The sequence below is a fragment of the Arthrobacter sp. P1_D12 genome (assembly GCF_056406175.1).
In genome coordinates this window covers 23,290-48,145 of the sequence record NZ_JBFUAR010000024.1, presented here as the reverse complement: position 1 = coordinate 48,145, position 24,856 = coordinate 23,290, and the positions used below count along the sequence as shown (strand labels likewise).

Below are 24,856 nucleotides of genomic sequence, written 5' to 3'. Positions count from 1 at the left end.
GCCTTCCAATAAACTTCACTATTTGGCTCTCCCCATACTTTGCTCTCCCCAAATTTGGTCTCCCTATAATTCAGTCTTCGTAAGGACTCGTGGGCATGCTCGTTACCCTCATGCGGCGCTATTCCAAGCCGTATCTGCCATACATCGCGGCTGTGGTCATCTTCCAGCTGGCCTCGACCATCGCGGCTCTGTACCTCCCCAGCCTCAATGCCCAGATCATCGACGAGGGCGTCTCCCGCGGCGACACGGACTACATCTGGCGCACCGGCGGCGTCATGCTCGGCGTCGCGCTGATCCAGGTGGCCACCGCGATCGCCGGCGTCTACTTCGGCTCGAAGGCGGCGATGGCGTTCGGCCGGGACCTGCGCCGCGGCGTGTTCCGCAAGGTGAGCAGCTTCTCAGCGCGGGACGTCAACCTCTTCGGCGCCCCCACCCTGATCACCCGGGGCACCAACGATGTGCAGCAGGTCCAGATGCTCATGCTCATGGCGCTGAACTTCATGGTGGCCACACCCATCATGTGCATCGGCGGGATCTTCATGGCCCTGCGCGAGGACCTCAACCTGTCCTGGCTCGTCTGGGTGTCCGTGCCCCTGCTCGTGGTCGTGGTGGGCTACCTCGTGGTCCGCCTGATGCCGCTCTTCCGTTCCATGCAGGAGAAGATCGACCGGCTCAACGGTGTCCTCCGCGAGCAGATCATCGGCATCCGCGTGGTCCGGGCCTTCGTGCGCGAACCCCACGAGGCCGAGCGCTTCGGCGCGGCCAACCAGGACCTCACCGACGTCTCGCTGAAGATCGGTTCCCTGTTTGTGCTGATGTTCCCCGCCATCGGCATGATCCTGCACATCTCCACGGCCGCTGTGCTCTGGTTCGGTGGCCAGCGCGTCGATGCCGGCGAGATGCAGGTCGGCTCGCTGACGGCCTTCCTCCAGTACCTCCTGCAGATCCTCATGGCCGTCATGATGGGCACCTTCATGGCCATGATGATTCCCCGCGCCTCGGTCTGCGCCGACCGGATCGGTGAAGTGCTCGACGTCGAACCCTCCATCCACGAATCGCTCACCCCGGTGGCGCCTGCGGCAAAGGCCGGCCGCGTCGAATTCCGCAACGTGACCTTCGCCTACCCTGGCGCCGAGGCTCCCGTACTCAGCAACATCAGCTTTACGGCCGAGCCCGGACAGACCGTGGCGATCATCGGCTCCACCGGCGCCGGCAAGTCCAGCCTGCTGGCCCTGCTCCCGCGGCTGTACGACGCCGAGTCGGGCGAGGTCCTGCTCGACGGCGTCCCCGTCACCCAGCTGGACCGCGCCGAGATCACGCAGCGCGTGGCCATGGTGCCGCAGCGGCCCTACCTGTTCTCCGGAACCATTGAGCACAACCTGCGCTTCGGCAAGCCCGAGGCCACGGACTCGGACCTGTGGGAGGCACTGACGGTCGCCCAGGCCGCGGAGTTCGTGCGCGAAAAGAAGGGCGGCCTCGCAGCACGGATCGCCCAGGGCGGCACCAACGTCTCCGGCGGCCAGCGGCAGCGGCTGTGCATCGCCCGCGCGCTCGTCACCGAACCCAAGGTCTTCCTGTTCGACGACTCGTTCTCGGCCCTTGACGTCGCCACCGACGCCAGGCTCCGCCGGGCGCTCAAGGCCAAGACGGCCGATGCCACAGTGATCATCGTCGGCCAGCGGGTGTCCACCATCGCCGATGCGGACCAGATCCTCGTGCTGGACAACGGCCGGATCGTGGACCGCGGAACACATGAGGAACTGTTGGAAAGCTCCAGCACCTACCAGGAAATCGTCGAATCCCAGCTGAGCGCGGAGGCAGTGGCATGAGCACCAACGAGAAAGTCTCCAGCACGCCGGCCTCCGCAGCCGGCCAGGCCGCTGCCGATACGGACGCCACCGACCTGATCGAAGATGACTTCATCGAGGAGGAGTACACGCCCGGCGAGGCCGACGGCGGCATGTTCGGTGCCGTACCGGCCAAGAAGGCCCAGCACTTCTGGCCCTCCGCCAAACGGCTCATGGGGCTGCTGAAGCCCGAGCGCGCCGGTATCACCGCCGTGCTCGCCATGGTGACGGTCGCCGTCGTCCTCAACGTCATTGCCCCGAGGATCCTGGGCCAGGCGATGGACGTGATCTTCGCCGGAGTGGTCGGCAAGCAGCTCCCGGCCGGGGCCACCAAAGAACAGTTCATCGAAGGACTGCGCTCCCAGGGCCAGGACAACTTTGCCGACATGCTCGCCAAGATGGACGTCGTGCCGGGCGCCGGCATCGATTTCCAGAAGCTCGCGTTCCTCATCAGCGTGGTGCTGGTGATGTACTTCGTCGCCAACATCTTCCTCTGGCTCCAGGGCTATGTCCTCAACGTGCTGGTCATGCGCGTGGTCCGCACGCTGCGCGATGACACCGAGAAGAAGCTCAACAAGCTGCCGCTGAACTACTTCGATACCCGCCAGCGCGGCGACATCCTTTCCCGCGTCACGAACGACGTCGACAACATCCAGCAGGCGCTCCAGCAGGCCTTCGCCCAGCTGGTGAACTCGGCCCTGACGGTCATCGGGATCGTGATCATGATGTTCATCGTGTCCTGGCAGCTGGCCCTGATCGCGCTCGTCGCCCTGCCGCTCTCCGGCGTGGCAGCCGGCATCATCGGCGCCCGCAGCCAGAAACTCTTCGCCGCCCAGTGGAAGAACACCGGCGAGCTCAACGGCCAGATCGAGGAATCGTTCTCCGGCCACGACCTCGTCCGCGTGTTCGGCCGCGACGCCGACATGCTGGCCCGCTTCGACGAACGCAACGAGGAACTCTACAAGGCCAGCTTCGGAGCCCAGTTCGTCTCCGGCATGATCATGCCTGTCATGCAGTTTGTCTCCTACCTCAGCTATGTCGGGATCGCCGTCGTCGGCGGGCTGCGCGTGGCCTCGGGCAGCATGAGCCTGGGCGACGCCACGGCGTTCATCCAGTACTCACGCGAATTCACCCAGCCGCTGGGCCAGATGGCCGGCATGGCCAACATGCTGCAGTCCGGTGTCGCCTCCGCCGAGCGGGTCTTTGAATTCCTCGACGCCGACGAACAGGACGCCGAGACCGCCACCGAGCACCTCCCGGTGAAGACGGACGGGCACGTCGAGTTCAAGCACGTCACCTTCAGCTACACGGCGGACAGGCCGCTGATCGAGGACCTGTCCTTCACGGCCGAACCCGGACACACGGTGGCGATCGTGGGACCGACCGGGGCGGGCAAGACCACCCTCGTCAACCTCGTGATGCGCTTCTACGAGCTCAACTCCGGCAGCATCACCCTGGACGGGGTGGACATCACCCGGCTGAGCCGTTCGGAGCTGCGCGCCAAGGTGGGCATGGTGCTGCAGGACGCCTGGCTGTTCGGCGGAACCATCTACGAGAACATCCGCTACGGCAAGCTGGACGCCACCGAAGAACAGATCATGGCGGCGGCCAAGGCCACGTTCGTGGACCGCTTCGTCCGGGCGCTGCCGGACGGCTACAACACGGTGATCGACGAAGAAGGCAACAACGTCAGTGCCGGCGAAAAGCAGCTGATCACCATCGCCCGGGCCTTTGTGGCGAACCCGTCGCTGCTGATCCTTGACGAGGCCACGAGTTCCGTGGATACCCGCACCGAAGCCTTGGTCCAGAAGGCCATGGCGGCGCTGCGGACGGAACGCACCAGCTTCGTCATCGCCCACCGCCTCTCCACCATCCGGGACGCGGACACCATCCTTGTCATGGAGGACGGGCAGATCGTCGAGCAGGGCCGGCACGCCCAACTGCTGGCCCTGCAGGGAGCGTACTACCGGCTGTACATGTCCCAGTTCGCCGGCGAGGACGCAGACTCTGCCGTGGCGGATTCCGCGGAGGACGCGACGGCGGTGCACAGCTGAGCGCCGCAGGCCCCGCCGGGAAGAGCGCAGCTGCTGGGGAGAACATATCCACGGAGCCCTGGCGCCTCGAGGTGGGCGTGCCGATGCGCTGGAGCGACATGGATGCCTACGGGCACATCAACAACGTCCAGATTGTCCGGATCCTCGAAGAAGCACGGATCGCGGCGTTCGGCCCGCCCCGGGGTCCCGGGCTGCCGGGAACCGAACCGCTGGTGCCGCTCTTCAATGAAATTCCGGAAGGGACGCTGGCGCTCGTGGTCGAGCACAAGATCAGGTACGTCAGGACCCTTGAGTACCGGAACGTGCCCGCCGTCGTCCAGTTGTGGATCGGCGCGGTCAAGGGCGCCAGCTTTGACATCCACTACCTGGTGCAGGATCCCGTCACGCGCGAGGACTGCGTCCGGGCCACGAGCCATCTCGCCTTCGTGGACGAGGCAACCGGCCGGGTGCTGCGGCTGACGCCGGAACAGAAGGACCGGCTGGCCCCCTACACCCGTGCCCACCCGGTCCAATAGCCTCTACCACGGTGCCGGTGGGGCTCCTAGAATGAACAACTCCGACGCTAAAAGGAGGCGTGGTCGTTGTGAACATGGGCCAGAACATGCACAAGAAGCACACCCGCAAGAAGAAGTGGAACGAACTCTCGCCGATTGCACGGTTCGGAACAATAGCCGCTGCCATCGTCCAACTCTCGCTGCTGGTGGCGGCCCAGACGGACATCAGCCGACGCCCGTCTGCGCAGATCCGCGGCAGCAAGGCCATGTGGCGGCTTGCCACGCTGGTGAATTTCATCGGTCCGGCCACGTATTTCACCTTCGGCGTGAAGCGCCGGCCCGGCGCGAAACCGAGTCTGCTGCCCGCCCGTCCGTAATCTACTGGCCGGTAGTTTAGGGTCGGCGTTAAATGGGCGCGTTCAGTTTAAGCCTGTAAATTGAACGTATGACCCCAACCAAGAAGCCTGCCCTGCACCGCGCCCTCGGTATCTCCAAGGAGATTGAAGACGCGGCGTGGTTTGTGCTGGGCCCGGGGTTGCTCGGCAAGGCGTCCCCCCTGGACGGCCGCACCAAAACGTGGTCCGTCCAGGCTGCCGCGGAGTTGCTGGAACGCCTCGAACGGGGCGTTCCAGATCCCAAGGCGCCGATGATGACCAACCTGCGCCAGAACCTGGAAGACGCCACCCGCGGGGCGAAGCAACTGGCCGTGGAGCTACTCTTCCTCCAGTCCCTGCCGCTGGCCCACGAGGTCAAGTCGCTGAAGGTCAAGCGGGCCCGCGTCGCCGAGGCGGCATCCTGGCTGGAGCCTGCGCTGGAGCTCCCCGACGAGCTCTACGCGGGCATGACGGACCACGGCGTGATCCGGGACCGCACCGCGGAATTCAACTGGACCATCTGGGACCACCTGAAATGGCTCTGCCGCTTCGTGCAGCACGTCGCACAGCGGCCGGCCCACGTCGTCCAGGCCGCGGTCAAGGATCCGCTGGCCTTCCACCGGTTGGTCGCCGGCACCCCGGATGACCAGCCGGCCATCCGCCGCAGCATTGAGTTCCTGGTCTGGCCCAGCTATTTCGAACCCGTGGTGGCCGATGTCGAACGGCAGGAGATCCGCGACGCTTTCGCTTCCCTCGTGGGCGGGGCCAAGGGGGACAGTGACGAGGACATTTCGGCGGACATCCACCGGATCCGCCTGCACCTGGACCAGCAGGCCGGGCAGCGGATCGACTGGTACTCACGCCAGCTGGTGAGCCAGTGGCGGAAGGTCGGCGACCCCGGCCGCCGCGCCTGGCTCCTGCGCACCCACCACGACAACGCCGAGCTGCTGGGGGAGTGGCGGGACGAGGAAGCGGTGACGCTCGACGTCGAACACCTCCGCCTGCTGGACCCCGGCGTCACCGCGGGGCTGGTCCAGAACGCCGTTGACGAGGACTACAAGCACCTCGGCTACGTGGAGCGTGAGGACACCAAGACCGCAGTCTTCGCCTTCCTGACCGTCATGAAGCCGGGTGACCTTGCGCTCTACCAGAGCTCGGGCAAGGTACGGATCGGCGTGGTCCTCGGCGAACCGGAGCATGCCAAAGACAACCGCCAGCTCCGCCGCAAGGTCCGCTGGTTCGATGAGGAACACGACGCCACCGGCCTGCCCCGCCACGTGCAGCGCCAGCTGACCACCTCCGGCAACATCGTAGACATCACCCGCGTGATCCAGGCGCTCGAGGCGCTGCTGCCGGCTGAAGCGGAAGCCGAGGACGGCGACGGCGCCGCGCCGGATGCCGCCGTCGAACCGGCCTGTGACGGGTTCCGGCCGCTGACGCCGGAGTTCGCCGCGTCCCTGCACATGGACCTGGAGCCGCTGCAGGAAATCGCCGAACTCCTCGAGGAGAACCGGCAGCTGGTGCTCTACGGTCCGCCGGGAACCGGCAAGACGTACCTCGCCAAACACCTCGCCGCCGAGCTCGCCGGCGACACCACGGACGAGCGGGTCAAGCTGGTCCAGTTCCACCCGTCGTACGCCTATGAGGATTTCTTCGAGGGCTTCCGCCCGGACAAGACGGACGAGGGACAGGTCTCCTTCAAGCTCGTGGCGGGACCGCTGCGCCGGCTCGCCGAGGAAGCGGCCAAGCCCGGGAACGAGAGCAAACCGTACTTCCTGATCATCGACGAGATGAACCGCGCCAACCTCGCCAAGGTGTTCGGCGAGCTGTACTTCCTGCTCGAATACCGCGACGACCGCATCTACCTGCAATACAGCCCCAACGAGCCCTTCACCCTGCCGGACAACCTTTACATCATCGGCACCATGAACACCGCGGACCGCTCCATCGCGATGATGGACGCGGCCATCCGGCGGCGCTTCTCCTTCATCGAGCTGCACCCGAAGACGGAACCCGTGAAGGGCTCGCTGCTGCGCTTCCTCCAGACCCGCGACCTGGACACGACGCCGGCCCTGCTGCTTGACGCTTTGAACGACGCGATCGACGAATGGGACCGCGACCTCATGATCGGGCCCTCCTACTTCATGAAGAAGTCCGCGCAGACGCCCAAGGGCCTGCGCAGGATCTGGAAATACGAGCTCATGCCGCTGCTGGAAGAGCACTATCACGGGCAGCTCAACCGCGCCCAGCTCGAGGAACGGTTCGGACTGGAACAACTCCTGGGCCGCCTGGCGCATGCCTAGGCTGGCCGGGGACGCCGTAGCGCTGGACCGCAGTTCGTCGGACCGCAATGCCTCTGACCACTGGGTTTCATCAGAAGGCGGTCCGGCCGGGCGCGGTTCATCAGGTCGTGGTTCATCCGGACGTGGTTCATCCGGACGCGGTGCGGCGGAGGCCTGCCGGCACATTGTCCTCGACGAACTCTCCGTCGGCGTCGTGGAGCGGCTTGATCCGGCCACTGCCGCCTACGTCAACGCCAGCGGCCTGGCGAAGGCCTCGCCGATGGGCATGGGCCTGTACCGGGTCGAACCGGTGGGGACCGTCGGCTCGGTGCGCACTCCCGCCGTGCAGCTGGAGGTGCGACCGAAAGGTCGGCTCGGTCTGAGCCGTTTGCTGTTCCTCCTCGGCTACGCGGGGGACCAAGGGTTCCGAGACGATTCTGTCGCCGCGGTGGAGCACGCCGACCTTTGGAGCGCCCTGGCCGAATCCTTGGCGCAGCTCGCTGACCGGGCGCTGAGCCGCGGCGTGCTGCAGGGGTATCTCATGGTGGAAGAATCGCTCCGGACCGTCAAGGGCCGGATCCGGATGTCGGACCAGATTTCCCGCCGGCCCGGCATGCTGGTTCCGCTGGAAGTCTCCTACGACGAGTTCACCGAGGACATCGCGGAGAACCGGATTCTGCGCGCCGCACTGGAACGGATGTCCCAGGTGCCGCGGGTTCGGCCGGAAGTCTTGAGCCGCCTGCGCCAGCTCAAGGGAAAGCTCGACGCCGTGACGCGCCTTCAGTCCGGCGCGCCGCTGCCGCAGTGGCGGCCCAGCCGGATGAACACCCGTTACCACGCCGCTCTTCGGCTCGCCGAACTGATCCTGCGGAACGCGTCGGCGGAGGCCGGCGACGGCAAGCAGCAGTCGGCGTCGTTCGTGGTGGACATGGCAAAGGTGTTCGAGGACTTCGTGGGAACAGCCCTGCGCGAAGCCATGGCCGCCTACCCCGGAGAAATGCGGTTGCGCTACAACGCCCTGCTGAACGAGGCCGTCCGCGACTCGGACCGCATTGTGGTGCAGCCCGGTGCCGTCCACTTCCTCGGCGGCCGGCCCGTGATGGTGTACGACGCCAAGTACAAGGCCGCGGCCGACGTCGGCGCGTCCCTTTCGGGCGACCACTACCGGATGCTGGCCTACTGCACATCCTTGCGGGTGCCGACGGCGTGGATCGTTTACCCGGGAGCCGGGGAAATCAAGCTGCGCCGAATTCTCAATACCGACATCGACATTGTCGAGTTCCCGCTGGATCTGTCGCTACCGCCGTCGGAAATCCTGGCCGCCGTGGCAGATCTTGCCCAGCAGTCGTGGGGCGAAGTGCTCCGGCAGGCCAGTATCGACAGGTCCGCCGGCTAGGCGGATTCCTGCTGGTCGGCCACTGTCCGCAAATGTTCCAGGAGCGCCTTTTCCGGCTGGCCCGGGTTGTTGGCGACGTGCCACTGGAGTTTCTCCCGCACGTCAGCTTCTTCCGGGTTGGTGCCAGCCAGAACCTCATCAATGATCGAGGCCGCCTGCCGGCGCAGCGGCTCCAGATCCGGGTTCGCTCCGCGGAGCGGGCGGGGCCGGAAGCCGTGGAGCCTCGTGTGGCCGAGGCGACGGAACGGCAGAATTGTGGGGTCTGAATCTATGGGGCTGGAATCTGCGGGACTGGAATCTGTTGGCGCAGCAGCCGTTTCGGGCTGGTCGTTGGACATCAGCAAGTGCGGCATCGTGCGCTCTCCCGTGTTTGCAGTACGCGTTGGTACTGACCGAATAATGCCTATCGCCCCCGGAGTCGAATATTAGCTGAGGTCGTTCAGCCTGCACCGGAGGTGGGCCGCGCGACACGCGGGGCGTTACTGCTCAGCGAAGGTCCTCAGGAGGGTTAGTCCCGGGCCGGGTTGTGCAGGAAAGGACTGTGGAGGGGAGGGCCCTGGAGGAAGGCATCGAGGCGGAGCTCCAACGCCGATCGGTCCTTCAGTTCGCACTCCCACACGGTGAGGACTTCCCAGCCATCGAGTTCGAGCTGAAGCCGCTGGGCGGCGTCGCGGTTCCGGGTGCGGGTGCGCTTGGTTTCCCAGAACTCGGCGTTGGCCTGGGGTGCGTGCTGGCCCACACGGCAGTCGTGGAAATGCCAGAAGCAGCCGTTGACGAAGATGACTTTGCGGCGGCCGGCGAAGACGAGATCGGGGGTGCCCGGGAGTTTGCCGCCGCTCGCGGTGCCGTGCAGGCGATAGCGGTATCCCTTTGCGTGCAGCAGCCTGCGGACCAGCATTTCCGGCTTGGTGTTCTTGCCCCGGATCCTGGACATGTTCCAGCTGCGCCGCTCCGGAGTCAGCTTATCCGCCATTGTTTAAGTCTAGGCGGGTGCCAAGTCCTGGCGCCGGGCAGCAGCCTCCGGGCAGCAGCCTCGGGGCGCGGGGCTGAGCGGACCGGGGGCGGCGGGCCGGGAACTGCGGGCCGGTAGTCGCCGTCGGGCGTTAGATTTCCCGCTCCGGGTGTTCGCCGAACTGGAAGTGGCGTCCGCTGAGCGACGTCGGCGTAATTTCGACGTAGAAGTCCTTCAACGTCGGAACCCACGGTTTCAGTCCGAGGGCCTCGGCGTCGGCGATGTCCGCCGATTGGTCGAGCACGCGCGCAGTGCCGCGCAGGACTACTGACCATGCTTCCTCGGACAGGATCCCGTCGGTTTCGAAGAGCACCTTCGAGTTGATGGTGAGCTCGGCCAGTTTGTTTCCCGGGGCGGTGCGGAGGAACAGTTTCCGGCCGCTGGCCGCGTAGTTCACGGGGAAAATGTCGGGTTCTCCGGCCACGGTGACCACGAGCCTGCCGTGCTTTGTAGCCTCAATCAATGTCCAGGCTTGGTCGTCGTCCAGTGTGAGGATCGGATTGCCGTCTTCGTGTTCGAACATCATGGGTTCATTGTTCTGAATTGGGCGGTCGCTGGCTAGGGGCTAAAGGACTGCCGGGGTGTTCTGCCGGGGTGTTCTGCTGGTCCGACAGGCGGGCACATGCTGCCTGTGGATAATTTTGACCGGCAAAATGTGATCTCAGTTACCCTTAAGCCACAAATTGGCTTCAATCGTCTTGATTTTCTATCGGGGGAGTAGCTGACCATGACATCTCGCACTTCGCTTTCCGGTCCCTGGCGAGCCTGTGCGGTCGCTTGGGTGTCGATCTCCCTGATGTCGGCCACAGCGTGCAGCGGGGGTGGAACGCCGCCTCCCGGATCTCCACCTGCTGCTTCGCAGAGTCCCTCAGGGCCGGCCACCCCGAGCGCAACTCCCACACCTACTGCCAGCTACAAGCCCGCCGACGCGACCGGCAAGGCGCAGAACGTGCCAGTACCCGAGTTGCCGGAAGCTGCGAAGGCGGAGACGAAGGAAGGGCTGGAGGCGTTTGCGCGGTACTGGTACGCGCTCCTGAACTATTCGTACGAGACCGGTGACCTATCTGGTATCAACTCGATCTCCAGCCCTTCATGCGCCCTTTGCGGAAAAGTCTTTCCTGGGATCCAGAAATGGAACGGTGAGGGAAGGTGGATAGTCGGTGGGACGGTTACGGTCCATGCAGTTCAATCGACTTTCGTGAAGACGCCGAATGGAGATTTCCAAGTTGCCATCCAGTCGCAACAACAGGCTGGATCGCTGAAAAACGCAGACGGAACTGATGCGCAGGCGATTTCCGAGTCCGCCATGCTGGGGGACTTGATGGTGGCGAGATACGAGAAAGGATGTTGGGCCGTTCAGAACGTCGATCGGCTCGGGAGCTAGGCAATGCCGGGACGTATTGCATTGCGATTATTCGTGACGGCTTTCCTTGGATTAGTCGCCCTGCTTGTGATTCCAATTTCCGCGGTGGCTGACGACTCAGAAGTTTCTTGGAGCACCTCTGGGCTCGGAGTCTGGCGCTATGATGCAGGCGCTGGCGTATGGGTGGATGCGCCAGGTGAAGTTGCAGAAAACCCCAACATCTACAAATTCGAGTATCTCTGTCTCGACGCCACAAAGAACAATTTCGACGTTGATTGCCTTGCAGGAGCGGTTCGCTGCGATCAAGGTCGCGATGGGCGGCCCGTGCGTTGGTACACTTCCCTGCGAGTATTTGACCCACCCATATGGTCAACGATTCGTCCAGATCGGTGTGTCTATCTCGAGAAACCCGTAGACGTGCTGGGCCAGATTGCCGCCCAGATTCAGACCAAATTTCAGCAACTACCAATCAATGCCGGCCGAAGCGTCATGCAGCCGAGCCCACACACTCTGAGGGGTGCCGAGACAAATTTCTATGCCGAGGCCATCGAGCAAACATTTGGCGTCGATATGCTGGGCCAAAGTGTGGCTATTGTGGCTAAGCCGGTCCAGTACTCCTGGAGCTATGGCGACGGCACCTCGCTCGGCCCGCAAGCGGTGGCCGGCGGACCGCTTCCGCAGGATCGCTGGGGCGAGAAGACCCTGACGAGTCACGTGTACACCCAGACCGGCGACTTCCCGGTGGTTTTGACGACGCATTTCCAGGGAACCTACTCCGTCAATGGCGGACCGCCGCTGCCCATCCCCGGCCAAGGGCAATTCAGCTCGCCACCGCAGACCGTCAGTGTCTGGCGGACGATCACCAGGAACTACGCAGACACGTGCCTGCAGAATCCCCAAGGCCAAGGCTGCCCCGGGGTCGCCCCGCCGCCTCCCTAGTCCGTGACTAGGCTCGCAATTCCCGGTCCATCCGTTCCATCCGGGCATTCACGAGCTGGCAACGCGGGTCGTCCGGCCCCAATAGCGCAGCCACGGCAGCCGCAGTCGCCGTATCGAAGGACCCCATGTCGCTGGTGCACCACTGCAGCATCAGCCGGGCATCACCGCTTGACCGGACGGAAGCTCCCACGGCTGTGTTGAGCTCGTCGCGCATGAACCCGATCGCCAGATTGACCGAACGGGTGAGCAGTTTTGACGGGTACGCCGCGAACGCCTCGGCAACCCGACCGTCCCGCAGATGACCGGCCACAACGGAAGCGTCGGTCACGACGTTGAGGGTTGAAGAGAATCGGTAGGGGTTCGCTTTCAGGACATCCCCCAAAATGGCGCGGATCCGGTGCATCTCGGTCCGGATCGCCGCGCCGGTGCCCGCATCGCCATGGATCTCGTACGCCAATTCTTCGGCACTCCAGCCCTGATCACGCGAGGCCAGAAGGGCCAGGATCTCGGCGCGGCGCACAGTCAGCGGACGGCTGATGCCGCCGTCGACTGCCGCGGATGGCGCGTCCCCCAAGAGCCGCAGCACGAGCTGGGGTCGGGCGCCGCCGTCGCGCACTGCCCGCTCGCCACCAGGGGCCCGCTGCCCCGAGCGCCCGACGCCGCCGTCGGGAAACGGGGCCGATTTCAGCAGCTCCTCTGCGAGCCGCACTCCGCAACGGACCAGCCGCAGGCTGTCCGGCGTGACCGATTCGAAAGGGCCGGAGACGTCCAGGACGCCGATGATGTCGCCGGTCAAAGGGTCGCGAATGGGGGATGCGGTGCAAGCCCAGTCATGGTGGGTCCGCACGAGGTGCTCGGCCGAGAAGAGTTGCGCCGGCGCACCCGTCACCAAGGCCTCGCTGATGGCGTTGGTGCCCACCCCTGATTCGGACCAGTCGGCGCCCTCCACGAACTCCAGCGAGTCCGCGAGCCGCAGGGCCTGCTTGCTGCCGACGCGCCACAGAACTTCGCCCTCGTGGTCGGTCACGATCAGCAGATGGCGCCCGGTCACGGTCTCGTCGGCCAGAAGCTGTGACAACGCAGGCATCACCGCAGCCAGCCGATGGCCAGCGCTGAGGGATCGCGCCTCGGAAACTTCATGGCGGTGCAGGGGCCGGTGCTGGTCCGGATCGATGCCCAGCGCCAGGGAGCGCTGCCAGGACTTGATAAGCGACGGCGAGAGGTGCGGATCCGGAGTGCCCGAAATCGTGGTCTCGTGCGCCGCCCGGAGTATTCGGGCGTATTCCGCCGGTGCAGAAAACCTGAGGTCCGAGGGATGCGTGAGGGGGCCGTTGCCCTGCCGCATGCTCATTCTCTCAACTCGCCCTCGAATCGTCGCACCCGGCTGGGTCCCTGCCGCCGTCGGCCAACCTGCGCGCCCGCCGACAGCTTGAGAGCTCCGTGTAACCCGATTGTAACCCCCTGCGACTTTTACTTGTGATGCGGGTCACTGCGCGGTCTACGCGCCACGCAACGGGAGCGGCCCCCTGTCAGCAATGGAAAGAGGAAACATGCCTGAGACACCAAACGGCGTCGTCGGGGCGTGGCTGGCGCAGTTCGATGAGGGACTGCGCAGCCACAACACGGACGCCGCACTGGAACTTTTCGACGACGACTCGTACTGGCGCGACTTCGTCTCCTTCACCTGGAACCTCAAGACGCTGGAGGGCAAAGAGGACATCCGGCGCATGCTCGAGGCGACCCTGGACGACGTGCGGCCCAGCAACTGGACCCTCGCCGAGGACGCCACCGGGGACGCCGCCAATGCCGAGGCCTGGGTGAACTTCGAGACCGCCCAGGCCCGGGGCTACGCCCATCTGCGCCTCCGGAATGGCAAATGCTGGACCCTGCTCACCACCATGCAGGAACTGAAGGGCTTTGAGGAAAAGAAGGGCCCCAACCGGGACAAGGGGGTCGCCCACGAGATCACCAAAGGCCGCAAATCCTGGCTGGAACTGAAGGAGGAACAGGAGGCGAGGCTCGGCTACGAAGACCAGCCCTACACCGTCATCATCGGCGGCGGCCAGGGCGGGATCGGGCTGGGCGCGCGGCTGCGGAGGCTCGGAGTGCCCACCATCATCATCGAAAAGAATGAGCGCGCGGGTGACTCCTGGCGTAACCGCTACAAGTCCCTCCACCTGCACGATCCGGTCTGGTACGACCACCTGCCCTACATGAAGTTCCCCGACGACTGGCCGGTTTTCGCGGCCAAGGACAAGATCGGCGACTGGCTGGAAAACTACACACGGATCATGGAACTGAACTACTGGTCCAAAACCGAGTGCACCAACGCCCGATTCGACGAAACGTCCCAGGAGTGGGTGGTGGAGGTGATGCGCGACGGCGAACCGGTCACCCTGCGCCCGAAGCAGCTCGTCTTCGCCCTGGGTGTATCGGGGTACCCGAGTGTCCCCACGTTCGACGGCGCCGAGTCTTTCCTGGGGGAGCAGTACCACTCGTCCAAGCACCCGGGCGGTGGCGACTGGACCAGCAAGAAAGCCGTGGTCATCGGCTCCAACAATTCGGCCCACGATATCTGCGCCGACCTTTGGGAACACGGCGCGGACGTCACCATGGTCCAGCGGTCCTCGACGCATATTGCCCGCAGCGAATCCCTCATGGACCTGGCTCTCGGCGGGCTGTACTCCGAAGAGGCGCTGGCCAACGGCGTCACCACGGAGAAAGCCGACCTGCTGTTTGCCTCCTTGCCGTACCGGATTCTGCCCGAAGCCCAGATTCCGGTTTATGCGGAGATGGCCCGCCGGGACGCGGAGTTCTACTCCCAGCTCGAGGCTGCCGGCTTTGACCTGGACTTCGGCGTTGACGGCTCCGGCTTGTTCCTGAAGTACCTGAGGCGCGGCTCCGGCTACTACATCGACGTCGGCGCCTCGCAGCTGATCATCGACGGCCGGGTCAAGCTGGCCAATGGCCAGGTCAACAAGATCACCGGCAACTCCGTCGTGATGGCCAACGGAACGGAGCTGGATGCCGACGTCATTATTTACGCCACGGGGTATGGGTCGATGAACGGCTGGCTGGCTGATCTGGTCTCGCCCGAGGTGGCGGACGCCGTCGGCAAGTGCTGGGGGTTCGGATCGGATACGCCGAAGGATCCGGGGCCGTGGGAGGGGGAACTGCGCAACATGTGGAAGCCCACCAACGTGGAGAACCTGTGGATCCACGGCGGCAATCTGCACCAGAGCCGGCACTATTCGAACTATCTTGCCCTGCAGCTCAAGGCCAGGATGGAAGGACTGTCGACGCCGGTCTTCGAGCTGCAGCCCACGCATCACGCGCGCTAACCGCACGCGCTGACGCACGGGGTCGTGACAATCTCAGGCACGGCCACCAGACTGGGGCTACGGCCCCGCTGTGAAAATCCAACTTTTATTCCGTGGATGCGCCTGACCGGGCGCATCCACGGTCCTGGACTGCGAAGGTGAAACACCATGAAAGCAGCACGATTCCACGCCCGCGAGGATCTCCGGATCGAAGACATTCAAGAACCGGAGCTGCGTCCGGGAACGGTGAAGATCGCCGTGGCCTGGTGCGGTATCTGCGGCACCGACCTCCATGAATTCCTCGAAGGACCCATTTTCACCCCGCCGCCCGGCCACCCCCACGTACTTACCCACGAGGCCGCCCCGGTCACCCTGGGGCACGAGTTCTCCGGCACCGTCGAGGAGCTGGGGGAAGGCGTCAGCGGTCTGGCCGTCGGAGACAAGGTCGTCGTGGAGCCGTACTACGTCTGCAATGAATGCGGTCCCTGCCTCAGCGGCCACTACAACCTGTGCACCAAGTTGGGCTTCATCGGCCTGGCGGGCGGCGGTGGCGGCTTGAGCGAGAAGATCGTCGTCGACACCCGGTGGGTGCACCCTGTCGGCGACATCCCCCTGGACGAGGCCGCACTGATCGAACCCCTTGCGGTGGCGTATCACGCCGTCGGCCGGAGCGGCGTCAAAGCCGGGGACGTCGCCGTCGTCGGGGGTGCCGGACCCATCGGCCTGCTGACCGCCGCGGTCCTCAAAGGCATCGGCGTCACCACGATCGTTACCGAGCTGTCTGCCGCCCGTAAAGACAAGGCCGCTTCGTCCGGGGTCGCGGATCACGTGCTCGATCCGAGTGCCGAGGACGTCAAGGCGCGCGTGCTGGAACTGACCGACGGTGCGGGGGCCGATGCGGCGTTTGAATGTGCCGGTGTGAATGCGGTGCTGGACACCATGCTCGACGTCGTGAGGCCCGCCGGCGTCGTCGTCAACGTCTCGATCTGGGGGCACCCGGCCACGGTCGACATGCAGAAAGTGGTGCTCAAGGAAATCGACCTGCGCGGCACCATCGCCTACTGCGGCGACCACGAAGCCGCGATCAAGCTCGTCCAGGAAGGCAAAGTCGACCTGAAACCCTTCATCACGGGGCGGATCGCCTTGGACGACTTGGTGGACAAGGGGTTCGACACGCTGATCAACCACAACGACACCGCGGTGAAGATCATCGTCCACCCGTAGTGATCCGAGTCTCACCAGGGAATAGTTGCAGACGCCTCGCAGTTGCCGCCAGTGAACCCATTCACTGCGAAAGGAATTGCGCATGCTGTTTTCCCCGATGACCCTCGGCGAGCTGGAACTGCCCAACCGGCTCGTCATGGCGCCGCTGACCCGGCTCCGTTCCGGCCAGGAAGGTATCCCGGGGCCCCTGGTTGCCGAGCACTACCGCCAGCGCGCCTCACTGGGCCTGATCGTCAGCGAGGGCACCTATCCGAGCCCGGCCGGGCGCTCGTACCCGGGCCAGCCCGGCATCGTCACCCCGGACCAGATTGCCGGCTGGAAGAAGGTCACGGACGCCGTTCACGCCGAAGGCGGCCGGATCTTCGCGCAGATCATGCACGGTGGCCGGGTTTCACATGAGGACATCACCGGCGGCCACCAGGTAGTTGCGCCTAGTGCCATCGCCGTCGAGGCGGAGACCCGCACGCCCAAGGGCAAGCAGGCGCACCCCGTGCCGCACGCCCTGACCACCGACGAACTGCCCGGCGTCCTCCAGGAAATTGTCCAGGGCTCACGGAACGCCATCGAGGCAGGGTTCGACGGCGTGGAGCTACACTCTGCCAACGGTTACCTGTTGCACGAATTCCTGGCGCCGTCGTCGAACCAGCGTGACGACATCTACGGCGGCACGCCCGAGAACCGGGCGCGGTTCGTGATCGAAGTTGTGCAGGCCGTGGTGGAGGCCGTGGGCGCCGAACGCGTCGGCATCAGGATCTCGCCGGAGCACAACGTCCAAGGTGTCACCGAACTGGACGCCGCAGATGTTCGCGAGACGTACCGCCTGCTGGTGGATGCTATTGCGCCGCTGAACCTGGCCTACCTGAGCATCCTGCACAAGGATCCCACCGGCGAACTGGTCCAGGACCTGCGTTCACGCTTCAACGGCGCCTTCCTCGTCAATACCGGATTCGGCGTCATCACCACCCGGGATGAGGCCATCTCGCTGGTTGCCGACGGGCACGCTGACGCCGTCGTCGTCGGACGCCCGGCCATCGCAAACCCGGACCTCGCCCGCCGCTGGCGCGAAGGCCTGCCGGTCAACGAGCCAAACGCATCCACGTTCTACGCCGACGGCGCCGAGGGCTACACCGACTACCCGGCCTACCAGAACTAGGGCCAACGGCGGTGCGGTGACCGACGCGGAGCCGTGCAGCGCACGCTCGGTTGGACATGCTCAGCCGCAGCCACGATCAGTGGGCAGAATGCCATTCTGCCCACTGATCGCATTTAACAATGAGCATGTCCCTCGCCGGGCAGGTCCGAGATTGAACATGCTCCGTGGTGACATGTGTGGCTGGATATGCCCCATTCCGAGTTCCCAGACCACCGGACGTGTCCCATTCCGAGTTCCCAGACCACCGGACATGCCCGGGCGGACGCCACGGCCAGTGGGCAGAATGCCATTCTGCCCACTGGCTGCATTTAACAATGGGCATGTCCCTCGTTGGTTGGGCCCAAGGCTGGACATGTCCCTCGCTGGCGTGTGCGGGTGGGCATGTCCCGTCCTGCACATCGGGGCCACCGGGACATGGTCCCTCGACGAATTGGCCACTGGACATGTCCCGTGGCTGGCGCCGGGACTGGGCATGTCCCCCGTGGGCCCATGACGCGGAGCGAGGGGCATGTCCAGCGGTGGGGCGGCAAATGGGCATGTCCCGGAGGGGGCCGCGCCGTGCCTGGTCCTATAGGATCTGAAGATGCAATTAGCTTCCACCGGCAGCCATTCTGAGGGGCGCCCCGCCGGCCGCCCCGTCAGCCGGCAGGTCCTGGCGGACCACGTCTATGAGGAACTTCTGGCGTCGCTGATGGATGGCCGGCTGGAACCCGGAACCGCGGTCAGCATCGACGGGACCGCCCGGGAACTCGATGTCTCGCCCACCCCCGTGCGGGAGGCGCTCGCCAGGCTCGAACACACCGGGATGGTGCGCCGCGTGGCCCTTAAGGGCTACCGGGTTGCTCCGGTGTTCACCCGGGAAGACTTCGCCGAGCTTATGGAAGCTCGACTCGCGATCGAACCTGTGAACGCCCGCCTGGCGTGTGCCCGGCTGACGCCCGGCCACCTGGCCGAATTGGAACGGGCCGTCGCCGATCTCAAGGACGCTCCGCGCGGGCCCTCCTTTGCCGAGTTCCGCGGCTACCTCGAGGCCGACGAGCGGTTCCACCGGCTGATCGCGGAGCAGACGGGCAACCAGTTCATGGTGGCCGCCTACGCCGCCCTCGGCGGGCAGATTCAGCGCTTCCGCCTGTTCGGGGGAGTGGGGATCACCGACGCCGACCACGCGATCGCCGAACATCAGGCCGTCCTGGATGCCTTGGCGACGGGCGACCCGGAGAAGGCCGCAGCCGCAATGGCCGAGCACGTGCAAAAGGTGCGCGGCCGCGCCATCGCGGACGCTCCCGCGGAATAAGCCTCGCTTCCCAGGCTGACGCACGCGGGTCCAACACCGCGTAACAGTGCGCCGCACACGGCTTCTGCGCCCTCTTTTTGTGACCCCCTTCACAGCTGATCGAAGACCCTATAGGATCTTCGATTGTGACGGCTACGGTGCCGGCATGGGGAGTCACAAGGGAGTGAAGAGTGCAAACAGAAACTTTGGCCGCAGGGCCCAAGGAGTCCGCAACACGCCGCACCATCAAGAATCTGCGGTGGTGGATTCTCGGCTGGGCGCTGGCCGCCGGCATCATCAACTACATGGACCGCAGTGCGATCTCCATCGCCGCGCCGCAACTGATTAAAGACTTCGGCATGACCCGGACGGACATTGGCCTCCTGGGCACCGTGTTCTCCTGGACCTACGCTTTTGCCCAGCTGCCCGCTGGCTGGCTCGTGGACAAGCTGGGCGCCCGACGGATGTACTTCCTCGCAATCGCGGGCTGGAGCATCGCGACCGCGCTGATGGCCGTCGGCACCAAGATGTGGCAGTTCGTCACCTTCCGCTTCCTGCTCGGCATCACCGAGGCCCCCAACGGGCCGGCGTCGGCAAAGCTCACCGCCGACTGGTTCCCCCGGGCCGAGCGCGGACAGGCCACCGCCATCTGGGACAGCGGTTCCAAGTGGGGACCCGCCATCGCGCCGCCCGTCCTGACCGCCATCATGCTCGCGTTCGGCTGGCAGGCCATCTTCCTCTTCCTCGGTGTCGCAGGCGTCGTGCTGGCATTGGCCTTCTTCCTTTACTACCGCGCTCCCGAAGAGCACAAGCGCATCAGCGCGAAGGAACTGGATTACATCGAAAGCCAGCGCACCACCCAGCTCCTGACTGCCAAGAAGGTTTCGTGGCTCGGACTCTTTAAGCACCGCCAGATCTGGGGCATGATGGCCGGATTCTTCTGCGTCATTTGGATCTGGAACATCTTCATCGTCTTCCTGCCGCTCTACCTGCAGGAAGAACGCGGTGCCAGCATCGCCAGCTCCGGCTGGCTTGCGGCCGTCCCGTACCTCGGCGCAGCCATCCTCGGCATCACCGGCGGCTGGGTCATGACGCGCTACTCGAAGAAGGCCGGCCGCGATCCGCTGCTGGCAAAGCGCCACGTGATGTCCGTTGCGGCGGTTGCCGCCGGCATCCTGATCTGCCTCATTCCGTTCGTGGATTCCCTCCCGCTCGCCATCGCTGTCATGACCGTGGCGCTGGGCTTCGTTGCCACCATGCAGGCGGCCGCGTGGGCCATGCCCGGCGACATCGTGGACAACTCACAGGTGGCCTCCGTCGGTGCCATCCAGAACTTCGGCGGCTACTTCGGCGGCGCCTTTGCCCCGCTGCTGACCGGTGTGATCGCCGATGCCACCGGCTCCTACGCGCCGTCGTTCGTGATCGGCGGCGTCATCGCCGCCCTGGCCGCCGTGGCGTACACCGTGCTGGTCCGCGAACCCATCAAGGACAAGACCGCAGCAGCGCAGACAGAAAGCCGAACCGACGCATGAGCACAGCAACAAATGCATTGACGACGACGGCGGTCGCCACCACGGCGGCCGCCCCGGCGGCGGGAACCACCACCGCGGGCACCGCCCGCTCGCCGTTCACCGTGGCCGTCACGGCCGACGCCGCGCGGCCGGACGGAAGCTCCATTCACGGGGATCTGGGGCTGCAGCGGCTCAGCGAGCATGGCATCAGCTGGAGCGTCCTGCCCAGTTACACAGACCCGGTTCCGCTGGCCGACCTCGCCGGGGTCCAGGCCGTGTTGTCTCTGGGGCACATCGCCTTCGATTCCCGCACCGTGGACCAGGCCCCGGACCTGAGGCTGATTGCCCGGTTCGGGGCCGGCTACGAAACCATCGACTTGGACGCCTGCACCCGCGCCGGCATCGTTGTCACCAACACCCCGGATGCCATCCGGCGGCCGTTGGCGGTGGCGGGACTGACGCTGCTCCTGGCGCTCTCGCACAAGCTCCTGGCCAAGGACAGGCTGACCCGGACCTCTGACTGGGCGCAGCGCGAGCACTACCGCGGCGCGCCGCTGGTGGGCCAGACGGTCGGCATCGTGGGCTTCGGCAGTGTGGGCGCTGAGCTCGCCCGCCTCCTGGCCCCGCTCGGGGTGAAAGTCGTGGGCAACAACCGCAGCGGCCGCCACGCGGAGTCCGCCGGACTCGGCGTCGAACTGCTGGGCCTGAATGAGCTCCTGGAGCGCTCGGATTACGTTGTGCTCTGCGCTGCGCTGACACCGGCGACCGAAAAACTGATCGGCGCGGCCGCGTTGGCGCGGATGAAGCCAAGCGCCTACCTGATCAATATCGGCCGCGGAAAGCTCGTGGACACGGATGCCCTCCGGGACGCCCTGCGGGAGGCCCGGATCGCCGGCGCCGGCCTGGACGTCTTTGAGCCGGAACCCCTGCTTCCCGACGACGAGCTCCTGACCTTGGACAACGTGGTGCTTTCCCCGCATTCCCTGTGCTGGACCGAGGACTTCACGCGGGACGTCGCGGCGAGCGCCATTGGGTCGATCCTGGCGGTCGCGGCAGGGGAGCGCCCTGCCAACGTCCTGAATCCGGAGGTCTTCGCGACAGCGGCCTTCGCCGCGAAGCGCTCGTAACCCGGGGGTGTGACCTTGACAACATCCCCTTAGATAGTAAATCCTATAGGAAACAGGATTCCACGAAGGAGTGAACCCATGGCCTATACAGCCGAAAACTGGCCCATCACCGCAGCGCTCCTGCAGTTCCCGGGGACCGACGCGCAGGGCAACCACATCAACGACGCCGACGCCTCCGCCTGGGCCGAGGTCCTCACCGAGGTCAAGGACGCCGGCTTTGCCAATGCCGACCTCACGGACAGCTGGGTCCGCCCCGGTGACCTGAGCTCGGCGCGGCTCGCCGAGTTCAAGCAGACCGCGGACAACGTCGGCATCGGCATCCCCGTCATCTCGGCCATCCGCCGCAGCGTGATCGAGGAAGGCAACTGGGAAGCGAACCTGGCGTACAGCCACCGCACCATCGACGCCGCCGCCGAGCTGGGCTGCGAGGTCGTCTCGTTCGGACTGCACCAGGCCATCACCGCCGAGCAGCAGAAGCAGCTCTGGTTCTGGACCGTCGAAGGGTACAAGGATCCGGTAGGGGACAAGGAAACGTGGGGCAAAGCTGTGAGCCGCCTGCGCGACCTCGGCCAGCACGCGGCCGAGGTCGGCGTCCTGCTCTCGCTTGAAATGTACGAGGACACGTACCTCGGCACCGCGGATTCTTCCGTTCAGCTGGTTCAGGACATCGGCCTGGCCAATGTCGGCATCAACCCGGACATCGGTAACCTCATCCGGCTGCACCGCCCGATCGAGGACTGGCGCGAGATGGTCGCCAAGACCCTCCCGTACTCCAACTACTGGCACATGAAGAACTACATCCGCGACGAGGACGTCGCCCGGGACACCTACGTGGCGATGCCGGCCCCGATGGAAAGCGGTCTCATCAACTACCGCGAGGCGTTCAAGACCGCGCTCTCCGTCGGCTTCCAGGGCATCCTGTGCACCGAGCACTACGGCGGCGACGGCCTCAGCGTCACGGCCAGCAACCAGGACTACCTCCGCCGCCAGGTCCTGCCGAAGACCGACGGCTACGCCCTCGGCACGAGCCAGGTGGCCCAGGGCCGGCAGCTGCCGGCAGCCACGGCACTCGCCAGCGCCTGAAGCCAGCTTCTGAACTCAGCGCCTGACCCGGCGCTGACCGGGCGCCGACACCGGCGTGTAGTGCGGCCGTCAAGCCACTTGGGGGGGCGGCCGCMCCACCCCAGCTCTCTACCCACAGCATTAGTTCTCCAACACGGATTCAATGAGGAACCATGACCCAGATCTTCGACAATCCCGCTGATTTCGCGGATGAGGCACTGGACGGCTTCGTTGCGGCCAACCGCGGCTACGTGGCCCGAGTCGACGGCGGCGTCGTCCGCTCCACCGAAGTCCCCTCCGGGCAGGTGGCCCTGGTGGTCGGCGGCGGCTCCGGGCACTACCCGGCCTTCGCCGGCCTCGTCGGGCCCGGCCTGGCCACCGCCTCGGCCTGCGGCAACATGTTCGCCTCGCCCGCGGCCGGCCAGGTCTACCGCGTGGCCAAGGCCGCCAACGCCGGCGGCGGCGTGCTGCTGAGCTACGGCAACTATGCCGGCGACGTCCTGCACTTCGGCCAGGCCCAGCTGCGTCTCAACGCCGAAGGCATCGAAACCCGCACCGTCCTGGTCACCGACGACATCGCCAGCGCCCCGCTGGAGCAGATCGAGAAGCGCCGCGGCATCGCCGGGGACCTGACGGTCTTCAAGATCGCCGGCGCCGCCGCAGAGGCGGGACTGAGCCTGGACGACGTCGAACGGCTGGCCATCCGGACCAACTACCGCACCCGGTCCCTCGGCGTGGCCTTCGACGGCTGCACGCTGCCCGGCGCGGAGGCCCCGCTGTTCTCTGTCCCCGCGGGGCACATGTCCCTGGGCCTGGGCATCCACGGCGAACCGGGCATCTCCGACCACCCCATGCCCACCGCCTCCGAACTGGCCGAACTCCTGGTCAGCCGGCTCCTGGCCGACAAACCGGACGACGCCGGCACCCGCGTGGTCGCAATCGTCAACGGCCTCGGCACGGTCAAGTACGACGAGCTCTTCCTGCTGTTCGGCAAGATCGAGAAGCTCCTCACCGCCGCCGGGCTCACCGTCGTCGAACCCGAATGCGGCGAGCTCGTCACGAGCCTGGACATGTCCGGGCTGTCCCTGACCCTGCTGTGGCTGGACGAGGAACTCGCGCAGTACTGGGCCGCCCCGGCCGACACCCCGGCGTTCCGCAAGGGAAACCTGGCCCCCCGTGCCCGCCGCGAACTCGCGGGTCCGGACGCCGAAGAGACCGCCGACGTCGAACGGCCCACCGCCGCGGCGGCAGCCCTCGGCCGGCTGGCCGCCGACTTCCTCGGCCAGGCGCGGGACGTGGTGGTCGAGCATGAAGAAGAACTGGGCCGCCTGGACGCCGTCGCCGGCGACGGTGACCACGGGATCGGCATGCGCCGCGGCGTGGACGCGGCCGTCGCCGCGGCCGAACAGGCTGCCGCGAACGACGGCGGCGCCTCGCCGTCGCGGGTCCTGACCGCCGCGGGGGAGGCCTGGAGCGAACGCGCCGGCGGGACCTCGGGTGCGCTCTGGGGCTCGGCGATCATCGCGGCCGGACAGGCCGTGGGCAACCAGGACAGCTACAGCGGCGAGGACGCGGCCGCCGCGGTCACGGCCTTCGTGGATGCCATCACCGCGCTCGGCAAGGCCGAGCCGGGGGACAAGACCATGGTGGACGCCCTCTTGCCGTTCCAGGACGCGTTCCTCACCGCGTTCGACGCCGGCACACCAGTGGCCGGTTCCCTCGCCGCGGCGGCGGCCGCCGCCACAGCCGCCGCAGAGCGGACCGCCGGGCTGCGTCCGCTCAAAGGCCGGGCCCGCCCGCTCGCCGAGAAGAGCCTCGGCCACCCCGACCCCGGAGCGGTGTCCTTCGCCCTCATCGCGACCCGGATATCCACCCACACCGACACCGCAGACACAGGATCCCGGCCCGGCACCCCCGAGCCGGCGGAACAAGGAGCACAAGCATGAGCACAGCAACAGGCTGGCGCGTGGTCATCGGCAACGATGAGGCCGGCGTCGAATACAAGAACGCGCTGAAGGCGCTCCTCGAAGCCGACCCCCGCGTGGCGTCCGTGCAGGACGTGGGAGTCGGCGCCAACGACTCCACCGCCTATCCGCACGTCGCCGTCGACGCGGCCCGCAAGATCGCCGACGGCGACGCCGACCGGGCGCTGCTGATCTGCGGCACCGGCCTGGGCGTGGCGATCGCGGCCAACAAGGTCCCCGGCATCCGCGCCGTCACGGCCCACGACAGCTACTCGGTGGAGCGGTCCGTCCTGAGTAACAACGCCCAGGTGCTCACGCTGGGGCAGCGCGTCATCGGGCTGGAACTGGCCAAGAAGCTCGTGGGCGAATGGCTGAGCCACCGCTTCGACGAAAACTCCTCCTCCGCCGCGAAGGTGGACGCCATCTGCTCGTACGAACCCGAATACACGAAGGCAGTCTGA

The 24,856-nt window shown here is 66.0% G+C and carries 21 protein-coding genes; 17 read left to right on the top strand and 4 right to left on the bottom strand.

Going from position 1 to position 24,856, the window contains the following annotated elements:
- Positions 1-95: 95 nt before the first annotated feature.
- The 6 genes from AC1DZV_RS17220 to AC1DZV_RS17195 all read left to right on the top strand — a co-directional run bounded on the left by AC1DZV_RS17220 (position 96) and on the right by AC1DZV_RS17195 (position 8,447).
- Positions 96-1,829 (top strand): ABC transporter ATP-binding protein, encoded by a 1,734-nt coding sequence (locus AC1DZV_RS17220; RefSeq protein ID WP_028275633.1) that lies wholly within the window; start codon positions 96-98, stop codon positions 1,827-1,829.
- Positions 1,826-3,901, top strand: a complete 2,076-nt coding sequence (locus AC1DZV_RS17215; protein WP_476954210.1) for an ABC transporter ATP-binding protein — start codon at positions 1,826-1,828, stop codon at positions 3,899-3,901. The genes AC1DZV_RS17220 and AC1DZV_RS17215 overlap by 4 nt, the downstream gene beginning before the upstream one ends.
- A gap of 83 nt (positions 3,902-3,984) precedes the next feature.
- Positions 3,985-4,416 (top strand): acyl-CoA thioesterase, encoded by a 432-nt coding sequence (locus AC1DZV_RS17210; protein ID WP_028275635.1) that lies wholly within the window; start codon positions 3,985-3,987, stop codon positions 4,414-4,416.
- 59 nt (positions 4,417-4,475) lie between these two features.
- The gene (locus AC1DZV_RS17205; RefSeq protein WP_028275636.1) at positions 4,476-4,772 is read left to right on the top strand and encodes a membrane protein; all 297 of its coding nucleotides are present in this window, start codon (positions 4,476-4,478) and stop codon (positions 4,770-4,772) included.
- A gap of 68 nt (positions 4,773-4,840) precedes the next feature.
- On the top strand, positions 4,841-7,072 hold the full coding sequence (locus AC1DZV_RS17200; RefSeq protein WP_476954209.1) for an McrB family protein: 2,232 nt from the start codon (positions 4,841-4,843) through the stop codon (positions 7,070-7,072).
- Entirely contained in the window at positions 7,065-8,447 is a 1,383-nt protein-coding gene (locus AC1DZV_RS17195; protein WP_476954208.1) for an McrC family protein, read from the top strand. Before AC1DZV_RS17200 ends, AC1DZV_RS17195 begins: the two co-directional genes overlap by 8 nt.
- Here the strand turns inward: AC1DZV_RS17195 and AC1DZV_RS17190 are convergent.
- The 3 genes from AC1DZV_RS17190 to AC1DZV_RS17180 all read right to left on the bottom strand — a co-directional run bounded on the left by AC1DZV_RS17190 (position 8,444) and on the right by AC1DZV_RS17180 (position 9,985).
- Positions 8,444-8,800 carry a hypothetical protein gene (locus tag AC1DZV_RS17190; RefSeq protein WP_476954207.1) on the bottom strand — a complete coding sequence of 119 codons (357 nt, stop codon included), beginning with the start codon at positions 8,798-8,800 and terminating at the stop codon, positions 8,444-8,446. The genes AC1DZV_RS17195 and AC1DZV_RS17190 overlap by 4 nt on opposite strands.
- 155 nt (positions 8,801-8,955) lie before the next feature.
- The gene (locus tag AC1DZV_RS17185; RefSeq protein WP_476954206.1) at positions 8,956-9,420 is read right to left on the bottom strand and encodes a very short patch repair endonuclease; all 465 of its coding nucleotides are present in this window, start codon (positions 9,418-9,420) and stop codon (positions 8,956-8,958) included.
- A 130-nt stretch (positions 9,421-9,550) separates the two neighbouring features.
- Entirely contained in the window at positions 9,551-9,985 is a 435-nt protein-coding gene (locus tag AC1DZV_RS17180) for a pyridoxamine 5'-phosphate oxidase family protein (protein WP_028275641.1), read from the bottom strand.
- Positions 9,986-10,186: 201 nt separating this feature from the next.
- On the opposite strand from AC1DZV_RS17180, the gene AC1DZV_RS17175 reads away from it, so the two are divergent.
- Both AC1DZV_RS17175 and AC1DZV_RS17170 read left to right on the top strand, forming a co-directional pair.
- Positions 10,187-10,843, top strand: a complete 657-nt coding sequence (locus AC1DZV_RS17175) for a DUF6318 family protein (protein ID WP_476954205.1) — start codon at positions 10,187-10,189, stop codon at positions 10,841-10,843.
- A 3-nt stretch (positions 10,844-10,846) separates the two neighbouring features.
- Positions 10,847-11,761: a hypothetical protein gene (locus AC1DZV_RS17170; RefSeq protein WP_476954204.1), complete on the top strand. Its 915-nt coding sequence runs from the start codon at positions 10,847-10,849 to the stop codon at positions 11,759-11,761.
- A 7-nt stretch (positions 11,762-11,768) separates the two neighbouring features.
- Here AC1DZV_RS17170 and AC1DZV_RS17165 read toward each other — a convergent pair whose 3' ends face one another.
- The gene (locus tag AC1DZV_RS17165; protein WP_476954225.1) at positions 11,769-13,106 is read right to left on the bottom strand and encodes a helix-turn-helix domain-containing protein; all 1,338 of its coding nucleotides are present in this window, start codon (positions 13,104-13,106) and stop codon (positions 11,769-11,771) included.
- 205 nt (positions 13,107-13,311) lie between these two features.
- Here AC1DZV_RS17165 and AC1DZV_RS17160 point away from each other — a divergent pair, with 205 nt between their 5' ends.
- The 9 genes from AC1DZV_RS17160 (at position 13,312) to AC1DZV_RS17120 (ending at position 24,856) form a co-directional block, all read left to right on the top strand.
- On the top strand, positions 13,312-15,102 hold the full coding sequence (locus AC1DZV_RS17160) for an NAD(P)-binding domain-containing protein (RefSeq protein ID WP_476954203.1): 1,791 nt from the start codon (positions 13,312-13,314) through the stop codon (positions 15,100-15,102).
- A gap of 147 nt (positions 15,103-15,249) precedes the next feature.
- The gene (locus AC1DZV_RS17155; RefSeq protein WP_476954202.1) at positions 15,250-16,305 is read left to right on the top strand and encodes a 2,3-butanediol dehydrogenase; all 1,056 of its coding nucleotides are present in this window, start codon (positions 15,250-15,252) and stop codon (positions 16,303-16,305) included.
- Between the two features lie 82 nt (positions 16,306-16,387).
- The gene (locus AC1DZV_RS17150) at positions 16,388-17,458 is read left to right on the top strand and encodes an alkene reductase (protein ID WP_476951839.1); all 1,071 of its coding nucleotides are present in this window, start codon (positions 16,388-16,390) and stop codon (positions 17,456-17,458) included.
- A gap of 583 nt (positions 17,459-18,041) precedes the next feature.
- Positions 18,042-18,752: a GntR family transcriptional regulator gene (locus tag AC1DZV_RS17145; RefSeq protein ID WP_028275647.1), complete on the top strand. Its 711-nt coding sequence runs from the start codon at positions 18,042-18,044 to the stop codon at positions 18,750-18,752.
- A gap of 170 nt (positions 18,753-18,922) precedes the next feature.
- Complete coding sequence (locus AC1DZV_RS17140; RefSeq protein ID WP_476951838.1) at positions 18,923-20,263, top strand: MFS transporter; 1,341 nt, start codon at positions 18,923-18,925, stop codon at positions 20,261-20,263.
- Positions 20,260-21,369, top strand: coding sequence for a 2-hydroxyacid dehydrogenase (locus AC1DZV_RS17135; protein WP_476951837.1), 1,110 nt, complete (start codon positions 20,260-20,262; stop codon positions 21,367-21,369). The genes AC1DZV_RS17140 and AC1DZV_RS17135 overlap by 4 nt, the downstream gene beginning before the upstream one ends.
- 78 nt (positions 21,370-21,447) lie before the next feature.
- Positions 21,448-22,452 (top strand): sugar phosphate isomerase/epimerase family protein, encoded by a 1,005-nt coding sequence (locus tag AC1DZV_RS17130; protein ID WP_476954201.1) that lies wholly within the window; start codon positions 21,448-21,450, stop codon positions 22,450-22,452.
- 152 nt (positions 22,453-22,604) lie between these two features.
- Positions 22,605-24,377: a dihydroxyacetone kinase subunit DhaL gene (gene dhaL, locus AC1DZV_RS17125; protein WP_476954200.1), complete on the top strand. Its 1,773-nt coding sequence runs from the start codon at positions 22,605-22,607 to the stop codon at positions 24,375-24,377.
- The gene (locus AC1DZV_RS17120; protein ID WP_018775886.1) at positions 24,374-24,856 is read left to right on the top strand and encodes a ribose-5-phosphate isomerase; all 483 of its coding nucleotides are present in this window, start codon (positions 24,374-24,376) and stop codon (positions 24,854-24,856) included. Before dhaL ends, AC1DZV_RS17120 begins: the two co-directional genes overlap by 4 nt.